Origin of the sequence: Yoonia sp. (assembly GCF_030731595.1) — a bacterium.
Lineage (GTDB): Bacteria > Pseudomonadota > Alphaproteobacteria > Rhodobacterales > Rhodobacteraceae > Yoonia.
The window spans coordinates 1-8624 of record NZ_JANQTS010000147.1 but is presented as its reverse complement, the minus strand read 5'-3'; the positions used below and the strand labels follow the sequence as shown (position 1 = coordinate 8624).

The window sequence follows — 8624 nt, the reverse complement described above, 5'->3', positions numbered from 1 at the left end:
TCCAGTTCCTTGACCCGTTGCAACAGGCGCAGCGAATGGAAATAGCGCGCGCCGGGCCGCACCTCGGGGTAAAGGCCGGGAACGGTTTCAAGGTTGTGGTTGAACACATCGGGGCGCGCTTCAACAACGACCTCTAACACACTGGGATCACAGCGGATAAAGTCAGGTGTCAGAATCTCGATCGTCGTATCTGGCGACTGGCGGCGAATGGCGCGGATCGTCTGGGCAAAATGCTCTGCCCCGCCGTCTTCGACGTCGTCGCGGTCCACGGATGTGATGACCACATGCTTGAGACCCAGCTTCTTGACCGCATCGGCCACGCGACCGGGTTCGAACACATCCAGCGCCTCTGGCGGTTTGCCGGTGGCGATATTGCAGAAGGTACAGGCGCGGGTGCAGACCTCGCCCATGATCATCATCGTGGCGTGGCCCTGGGACCAGCATTCACCCACATTGGGGCAGCCCGCCTCTTCGCAGACCGTGACCAGCTTGTGTTCGCGCATGATATCGCGCGTTTGTTTGTACCCTTCCGAGGTCGGGGCCTTCACACGGATCCAGTCAGGCTTTTTCGGCTGTGCTGCATCCGGGCGCCGCTGCTTTTCAGGGTGGCGCTGGGCGGGAATTTTGAGGTCGCGTGTGGGCATAGCGGGCTCCGGTCATTCTGTCAGATACCTAACCCTGCCACGGCCTGTTGTCCAATAGTGTCGGCGCCATGCATGACGGCACTGCGTCGCATGCATGGCGCGGGTTCAGCCAATCATCGGGCCAAACCGCCCTTGGGTCTCGGCGTAATGGCGTTTGAGCCGCTGCAGGGCGATGCGCAAAACGATCTTGCCAGAGCGGGCGGACCATCCCATCGTCTTTTCTGTCTGCTCCAACCCTTCGAGAAAGCAGCAACAGCGCAAGGCCACATCCCCCAACCCGGGGCCAAGGTCGGCCAGCGCATCCTTGACGCGGGCATGGGCAGCCACGGCACCTTTGGGGCAATCCGCCGATACCGCAGGGGCGTCACCGGTCATAAATCCTTCCCAGCTCTCGATACTGCCCATCCCGACCACGACCAGTTCGTAGTCCTCGCGCAGGCGTTCCCCTACGGCCACCAGATCACGCGCAAGAAACGGTTTGCCATCCCGATCCTTGCGGCGTGCGAGCCCCACCAGCGGGCTTTCGGTGGCATAGGTCCGGTAGGGCGGGCGCGCGGCCCCTTCGATGGCCGCAATATCCCATCCTGCATCTCCGTCAGGATCGGCATTGCGCTCTGCAAACCCGCTGGCGCGGTTTTCATCTGCCGCTGTCAGCCGTCGCAGGGCGGATCGACCAAGATTGCTGATGTAATAGCGGGCGATGCGGCCATCAGGTTCGGGGCATGTGATCCACTCTTTGAGCGCCATCGCCTGCGCGATCTCGCGCTCCACAACAGCGGTGCGCACTTGTTCGCCCTCTGGTGTGACCCGGACCACGACCGAGGTCTCCATCTCGCGGGCGACGGCAAGCACAGCACCCTGTTCACACAAACGGCGCAAAATACGTTTGGCTTCTTGATCAATCCGCGCCTGCGTCAGCGCCTGCGACGGGTGAGTTTCACTCTTCAAACACTGGATATTCATTGCTTCAAATTTCTCCTTCATAGTAAGACTTTGCGCAGTCACCTGCGCAGAAAGCGCCCGCAATGCCGCATCAATCAGCGGATCATCGCGGCGCCCTTCGAACCGGCGTACCTGCCGGAGAACCGTTGACGGGTGGCAGTCGCTGGCCCGCGCCAAAGCGCGGATCGACAACCCTGTTTCTGTGTGAGCAAGATAGTGGCGGGCCGCATCCGGAACCCAACGCGGGAGATCAGGCGAAGCTTTTCGCCCATGTAGTGCTGTCATAATCACTCATCCTTTTGCCGAAATTACCGACGCAACAGACAATCGCCACATGCCCCACCTTATGACGATCTACGACCTGAACGTGCATGGTTACCTATCTGTTAACCCCGCAAATTGCCCGTCAACCATTCTTTCCAAATGATAAACAAGTCTAACCGGTGCGTTCTGATCTCATGGCGATTCCGCAACACCCGCATGGGTTGTGTCATCTTGTGACGACTCTCTGTCAGTAACGAAAGGATGACACATGTTGGATCTGCACACCCGGATTGCCCAGCTCAAACGCCCGAACCTGCTTGCGCGGGCCGCGCGCTTTGGCGTGGATGACTATCGGCGCACGGTCCATTTGCGGCGGTTGCTGGGGTCGGACCCTTTGCCCAGACATGGCGCTGCGCTGATGCAGCTGCTTGACCGCGAGGCCGAAATGAACGCGCTGCGCCTGGCCCGCTCGGGCAGCTACAGCCCCGCAATCCACGTGGAGATATTGATCGCTATTCTGGGCGAGGCACGGCTTTTGCGTGCCACCGCCATGCCTGCGTCCGGATCAGGACAGCCTAGGTAAAGGCGTCCGGCATACTTGCCTTTTTGGTGGCGACATAGGCCCGCAGCCGTGCTTCGATTTCGGGGTCGAGTGGCGGCTGCTGATAGGTGTCCAGCATCTTGGCGACCCGCGCTGTTGCCAGCGTCTCGGTGTCGCGCGCGCCCTCTTCGTCCCATGTCTCGAAGGGTTTGTAGTCGAACAGGTCAGACCGCCAGAACGCCGCCTTGAAATTCGCTTGCGTGTGTTCGCAACCAAGATAGTGGCCGCCAGGCCCGACCTCTGCAATCGCCCCCATCGCCTGCCCGTTCTCGGACAGGTCAACACCGCGCGCAAAATGGTGCAAGGTGCCAAGCTGGTCGGCATCCATCACGAATTTCTCGAAAGAGGCCACAAGCCCGCCTTCCAGCCAGCCGCAGCTGTGCAGCATGAAATTCACGCCCGACAACAGGCCCATTTGCAGGCTGTTGGAAGTCTCATAGGCGGCCTGCGCGTCGGGCAGCTTTGATCCGCAGAACGACCCCGCAGACCGGTATGGCAGGTTCAAACGGCGGGCCAACTGCCCTGCCCCGTAAGTGATATGTGCCGCCTCTGGCGTACCAAAGGTCGGCGCGCCCGAGTTCATGTCGATGGATGTCACGAAAGTGCCGAAAATCGCGGGCGATCCGGGGCGGATGATCTGGCTGTATGCCACACCTGCCAGCACCTCGGCCAAGACCTGTGTGAGCGTACCCGCCACCGAAACCGGCGCCATCGCACCACCCACGATAAACGGGCTGATGATCGAGGCCTGGTTATGGGCTGCAAAAATCTCCAGCGCGCCCATCATCGTGCTGTCAAAGGTCAGCGGCGAGTTGATGTTGATCAGCGAGGTCATGACCGTGTTGTCGCGCACGAAATCCTTGCCGAACAGAATCTCGCACATCTCGATGCTGTCCTGCGCACGGCTGGGTTCGGTGACCGACCCCATGAACGGTTTGTCGCTATAGACCATATGGGCCAGCAGCATATCGAGGTGGCGCTTGTTCACCGGAACATCGGTGGGTTCGCAAACCGTGCCGCCAGAGTGGTGCAGCCACTTGGACATATAGCCCAGTTTCACGAATTTCTCGAAATCCGCCATCGTCGCATAGCGACGGCCCCCTGCGGCGTCGCGGACAAAGGGCGGGCCATAGACCGGAGCCAGCACAAGGGTCTTGCCGCCCACGACCACATTGCGATCAGGGTTGCGGGCGTGTTGGGTGTATACGGACGGTGCCGTGGCACACAGCTTGCGGGCCAGACCGCGCGGAATGCGCACGCGTTCGCCTTCGACCTCGGCACCGGCTTCTTTCCAGCGCACAAGTGCGTCGGGGTTATCGACGAAATTCACGCCGATCTCGGCCAGAACCGTTTCGGCGTTCTTTTCGATCAGTTGCAGTGCCTCTTCGGACAGCACTTCATAATTGGGGATATTGCGCTCGATATACTTGGCAGTCTCGATGCTGACGGCGGTCCGCTCTGCGCGGCGCGCCGCCCCGCCACCACCACGGGCACGACGACCTTCTCTGACCTGTGCATCCGACATGAGTGTTTCCCCTAAAAAGCTGTTTGAGGTGTTAGATACAGCGCGAAGGACGACCACCTTGCCGTTTTTACGCCACCTTAGACGCGAAAACGACATGCGCGTTCAGAACACCCGAAAACTGGATGCCGCCCTCTTGCGCTGGACCGGCTCTGGCTTTACCGAAGCGGCATGGAAAACAGCACGCATGAACGTCTTCTGATCATTGATTTTGGCAGCCAGGTGACCCAACTCATCGCCCGCCGCCTGCGCGAATTGAATGTCTACTGCGAGATTCACCCCTACCAGAATGTGACTGACACATTCCTTGCCGATTTCGCACCAAAAGCGGTGATCTTGTCCGGTGGTCCAGACAGTGTGACCCGCGAAGGGTCGCCGCGTGCGCCTGCTTCCTTGTTCGACATGCAAATCCCCGTTCTTGGCATCTGTTATGGCCAGCAGACGATGATGACCCAACTGGGCGGCAAAGTGATCAGCGGCCATGGCACAGCCGAGTTCGGCCGTGCCTATGTGACACCCCAGGGCAAACTGTCCTTGCTGGATGGCTGGTTTGCCACTGACAAAGAACAGGTCTGGATGAGCCATGGCGACCATGTCTCTGAAATCGCACCGGGTTTTGCGGTTTACGGCACCTCGCCCAATGCGCCTTTTGCGATCACCGCAGACGTTGCCCGCAACTTCTACGCCGTGCAATTCCACCCCGAAGTGCATCACACGCCAAACGGGGCCAAGCTTTATGAAAACTTCGTGCGGCTTGCCGGTTTCACTGGCGACTGGACCATGCGCGCCTACCGTGAACAGGCGATCGAGGCGATCAAGGCACAGGTCGGCGACGCGCATGTCATTTGCGCGCTGTCCGGCGGCGTGGATTCGTCCGTCGCCGCGGCCCTGCTGCACGAGGCCATTGGCGACCAACTGACCTGCGTTTTCGTCGATCACGGGTTACTGCGCCTGAACGAGGCCGAAGAGGTCGTTGGCATGTTCCGCGATCACATGAACCTCAAGGTGATCCACGCCGACGAATCCGAACTGTTTCTGGGCGAACTCGACGGTGTCAGCGATCCCGAAACCAAGCGCAAGATCATCGGGCGGTTGTTCATCGACGTGTTTCAGAAATACGCCAACGGGATCGAAGGTGCAGCCTTTCTGGCCCAAGGCACGCTCTACCCTGATGTGATTGAATCGGTCAGCTTTTCCGGCGGCCCGTCTGTTACCATCAAAAGCCACCACAATGTTGGCGGCCTGCCTGAAAAGATGGGCCTGAAACTGGTGGAACCGCTGCGCGAGCTTTTCAAGGACGAAGTGCGCGCCTTGGGGGTCGAACTGGGCCTGCCCAAATCCTTTATCGGGCGTCACCCTTTCCCTGGCCCCGGCCTTGCCATCCGCTGCCCCGGCGAGATTACGCGCGAAAAGCTGGAAATCCTGCGCAAGGCGGACGCGGTCTATATCGACCAGATCCGCAAGCACGGGCTTTATGATGAAATCTGGCAGGCTTTCGTGGCCATTCTGCCTGTGCGCACAGTTGGCGTCATGGGCGACGGACGCACCTATGACTTCGCCTGCGCGCTGCGGGCGGTGACCTCGGTCGATGGGATGACGGCAGATTACTACCCCTTCAGCCATGAATTCTTGGGCGAAACCGCCACGCGGATCATCAACGAAGTCCAAGGGATCAACCGCGTGACCTATGACATTACCAGCAAACCTCCGGGGACGATCGAATGGGAATAGAAACATAAATTCGTGATTTTATGTTCATTCCCGTCATCCGAATACGTTGGATGTCTGTTGGTCAGATGGTTGCGATCACTTGCGGCGCCTTGTGATTTGGCGACGCAGGATGATGAGGGACAGGTTTAACGGCGTCCGGCACCAGAACAGACGCAGTCCCGCGCACCCCTGATCTGTCTGTTCAAAATTGCGGAACCAGCCCGCGAAAACGCCGCTGCGCGCGCGTTGCACAGCGCGCCCAAAGCCCAAAGGGTTTTGATCTTGCATTTTCTCTGGTCTCAGCCGTTATTTTCTGGTTATGAGTCCTGTGCCGAAATGATGCGGCGCAATAAAATGTGACAAAGCAAGTCATCGTCGCACGACTTCGTGACTTTTGTGTTGTGTTTTTTGCCTTATTTGTAACGGCTTCGAGGGAACGTTGGAAAATCATCGGCCTTTCCTTCAGTGTTCCTAGAAGGCTCTACCAATGCAAAACAAAACTCTTAGATCGTTCGTTCCTCCAGTTGTCTTCACCGTCTACGACAGGTTTCGGAAGAAAGCAGACAATCCCAATTCCCTCTTTGATGGCGATGATAGCCTTTACAAGGAAGTGGTGAGTGGTGTCGACGTATACGGCGAGTATGGGTGTGGCAAATCCACAAAATGGATGCTGAATAATACGTCTGCCAAAGTCATTGCCGTTGATACGTCCGAGCAGTGGATTGAAGAAGTCAAACAGGACAATATCGCAAATAACGGAAGGCTGAATATCAATTTCGTCAACTTGGGTCGACTTGGTGGATGGGGACGCCCGATCGACTATAGCATGCGCGAGTCTTTTTCGGATTACACCGATTATCTCTGGAGACAGACAGACAAGCCAAACGTGGTGCTGGTTGATGGCCGGTTTCGCGTGTGTTGTTTCCTGACGAGTTTGAAATTCGCTGATGAAGGGACGCAGATACTCTTTGATGATTATACCAATCGTCCGCACTATCACTTTGTTGAAAAATATTGTTCTCGCATCCGGGAATGCGGCCGGCAGTGTTTGTTCATCGTGCCATCAAAAGATGATATTGATTTTGATGAGCTCGAGAAAGACATTGGTGCGTTCAGGCACGTAATGGATTGATATTATTTTACAATTGCCGCGAAATTGCCGCGCGGCACCTATCAAGGACGGACCGCCTCCAACAGCAATCCGGCTGTAAACTCACCCGGTGCGCAGGCCGATAAATCACCCGTTTGGCCGCGCGCGACCCATTCTGCCCGCGCGTCAAGCCCGATGCCGACCTGCGGTCCTGCATGCAGGGGATTGCGCCCCCAATGCGCCCCCGCAAAAGGATCAACATCAAACCAATCTGTCAGCGCCGCCTCGGGCAATCCCGCGCGCGCCATCAAGAACCCCGCGATGCAATCCACTTGCCGTTCGACCAGACCGCGCAACATGATCTCTTCAGAGCGGCGGTTGCGGATTTCGCGCAAGGCAAAATCAGCGACGCCATGCTGGACCTGCACCGCATGACCATAGGCATGTGCCACCAGATAAGGCGCTTGCGGCAGGTCATAGGCGGCACCTGCGATCAGGATCTCGTTGCTGGTCGTGCAATAGACTACTTGGCTGTTCACTGTCGCGTCAGCCCCGCAGTGCCCCTCGATCCGCGCGACGGATACGACCGATGGCATCCGTGCAAACGCAGCCTGTGCAGCGGTCATCACTTCCGCGACGGGATCCGCCTGCAAGCTGCCTGTCCACAACAGTATCGCCATGATCCACCGCATTCCGATCCTCCTATTTGCAAAACCGATGCGGCAAGGCGCGGCAGGGGTTGCAAAACGTCTCATCTGAATAGCAACTGCATCCATGAACACAACATTTCAAGCCGCTCTCTGGATGATCGGCGCAATCACCTCTTTCACGCTGATGGCCATCGCCGGTCGCACTGTCAGCTTTGAACTCGATACCTTCGAGATCATGCTGTACCGCAGCCTGACCGGGATCATTATTGTCGTCGGGGTGGCGTGGAGCACAGGCAGATTGCGGCAGGTGCAGCGCAACCATCTTGGCCTGCACGCGGCGCGCAACCTATGCCATTTTGCCGGACAGAATCTGTGGTTCTATGCGATTACCGTCATCCCGCTGGCGCAGGTCTTCGCCTTGGAGTTCACCACCCCCATCTGGGTGATCCTGCTCTCTCCACTGCTGCTCAAGGAGCGGCTCACCGCGATTGGCTTGCTCAGTGCGGCAATAGGCTTTGTCGGGGTCTTGATCGTCGCGCGACCCGACCCTGCAAACCTGAGCCCCGGCCTCGTTGCTGCGGCCACTTGCGCGGTGTTCTTTGCGCTTACCGCGATCTTTACGCGCAAGCTGACGCGCACCGAAACCATCACCACGATTCTCTTTTATCTGACCATCATGCAGGCGGTCTTTGGTCTGATTTGTGCGGGGTATGATGGCGATATCGCGTTGCCTTCGGGTCAGTCGTTGCCTTGGGTGGTGCTGATCGGCTGCGCGGGTTTGCTTGCGCATTTCTGCCTGACCAAGGCGCTTAGCATCGCGCCGGCCACCATTGTGATGCCGATTGATTTTGTGCGCCTGCCAACAATCGCGGTCGTGGGCATGCTGCTTTACGATGAACCACTTGAGATTCTGGTATTTGTGGGCGCTGCCCTGATCTTTGCCGCCAACTATATCAATATCAGTGCTGCGGTGCGGCGTACCGCTCATCCGTAAACTTCCTCTGAGATGAAGCTTTGTTGACGCCCTATGGCAGTTTTGTGACGCCACGGCGCGACCGATTATGTGACGCTGCGTAATTAATTGACGTAAAGCTTGGGCGCTCCCTAGGGTGACTTGCACATAATTTATTCATGACAGGGATGAGGACATGAAAAAAATAACGACAGCAGGCGCAGCCTTGCTCATGACAACCAGCATGGT

Annotated in this window: 8 protein-coding genes; 4 read left to right on the top strand and 4 right to left on the bottom strand. The window is 57.9% G+C overall.

Translation table 11 applies throughout. The features are described from left to right. Together NWQ23_RS16340 and NWQ23_RS16335 are read right to left on the bottom strand one after the other, a co-directional pair. A partial coding sequence (locus tag NWQ23_RS16340; RefSeq protein ID WP_306167458.1) for a lipoyl synthase occupies positions 1-644 on the bottom strand: 644 nt, incomplete at its 3' end. A 105-nt stretch (positions 645-749) separates the two neighbouring features. Further along, positions 750-1871, bottom strand: coding sequence for a DUF6456 domain-containing protein (locus NWQ23_RS16335; RefSeq protein WP_306167457.1), 1122 nt, complete (start codon positions 1869-1871; stop codon positions 750-752). Positions 1872-2118: 247 nt separating this feature from the next. Here NWQ23_RS16335 and NWQ23_RS16330 point away from each other — a divergent pair, with 247 nt between their 5' ends. After that, positions 2119-2433, top strand: coding sequence for a DUF6477 family protein (locus NWQ23_RS16330; RefSeq protein ID WP_306167456.1), 315 nt, complete (start codon positions 2119-2121; stop codon positions 2431-2433). Here the strand turns inward: NWQ23_RS16330 and NWQ23_RS16325 are convergent. Then, positions 2426-3976: a trimethylamine methyltransferase family protein gene (locus tag NWQ23_RS16325; RefSeq protein ID WP_306167455.1), complete on the bottom strand. Its 1551-nt coding sequence runs from the start codon at positions 3974-3976 to the stop codon at positions 2426-2428. The two genes, NWQ23_RS16330 and NWQ23_RS16325, sit on opposite strands and share 8 nt — an antisense overlap. Before the next feature lie 168 nt (positions 3977-4144). On the opposite strand from NWQ23_RS16325, the gene guaA reads away from it, so the two are divergent. After that, positions 4145-5704, top strand: coding sequence for a glutamine-hydrolyzing GMP synthase (gene guaA, locus NWQ23_RS16320; RefSeq protein WP_306167454.1), 1560 nt, complete (start codon positions 4145-4147; stop codon positions 5702-5704). 466 nt (positions 5705-6170) lie between these two features. Further along, on the top strand, positions 6171-6815 hold the full coding sequence (locus NWQ23_RS16315) for a hypothetical protein (RefSeq protein WP_306167453.1): 645 nt from the start codon (positions 6171-6173) through the stop codon (positions 6813-6815). A 41-nt stretch (positions 6816-6856) separates the two neighbouring features. On the opposite strand, the gene NWQ23_RS16310 is transcribed toward NWQ23_RS16315, so the two are convergent. Further along, a complete protein-coding gene (locus tag NWQ23_RS16310) occupies positions 6857-7453 on the bottom strand; it encodes a hypothetical protein (RefSeq protein WP_306167452.1) in 597 nt (198 codons plus the stop codon). Between the two features lie 94 nt (positions 7454-7547). Here NWQ23_RS16310 and NWQ23_RS16305 point away from each other — a divergent pair, with 94 nt between their 5' ends. Continuing rightward, positions 7548-8417, top strand: a complete 870-nt coding sequence (locus NWQ23_RS16305; RefSeq protein ID WP_306167451.1) for a DMT family transporter — start codon at positions 7548-7550, stop codon at positions 8415-8417. Positions 8418-8624: the final 207 nt, after the last annotated feature.

Coding starts and splice junctions, on each gene's coding strand:
- NWQ23_RS16335 (WP_306167457.1), bottom strand. CDS start 1,871: ATGACAGCACTACATGGGCGAAAAGCTTCGCCTGATCTCCCGCGTTGG.
- NWQ23_RS16330 (WP_306167456.1), top strand. CDS start 2,119: ATGTTGGATCTGCACACCCGGATTGCCCAGCTCAAACGCCCGAACCTG.
- NWQ23_RS16325 (WP_306167455.1), bottom strand. CDS start 3,976: ATGTCGGATGCACAGGTCAGAGAAGGTCGTCGTGCCCGTGGTGGTGGC.
- guaA (WP_306167454.1), top strand. CDS start 4,145: ATGGAAAACAGCACGCATGAACGTCTTCTGATCATTGATTTTGGCAGC.
- NWQ23_RS16315 (WP_306167453.1), top strand. CDS start 6,171: ATGCAAAACAAAACTCTTAGATCGTTCGTTCCTCCAGTTGTCTTCACC.
- NWQ23_RS16310 (WP_306167452.1), bottom strand. CDS start 7,453: ATGGCGATACTGTTGTGGACAGGCAGCTTGCAGGCGGATCCCGTCGCG.
- NWQ23_RS16305 (WP_306167451.1), top strand. CDS start 7,548: ATGAACACAACATTTCAAGCCGCTCTCTGGATGATCGGCGCAATCACC.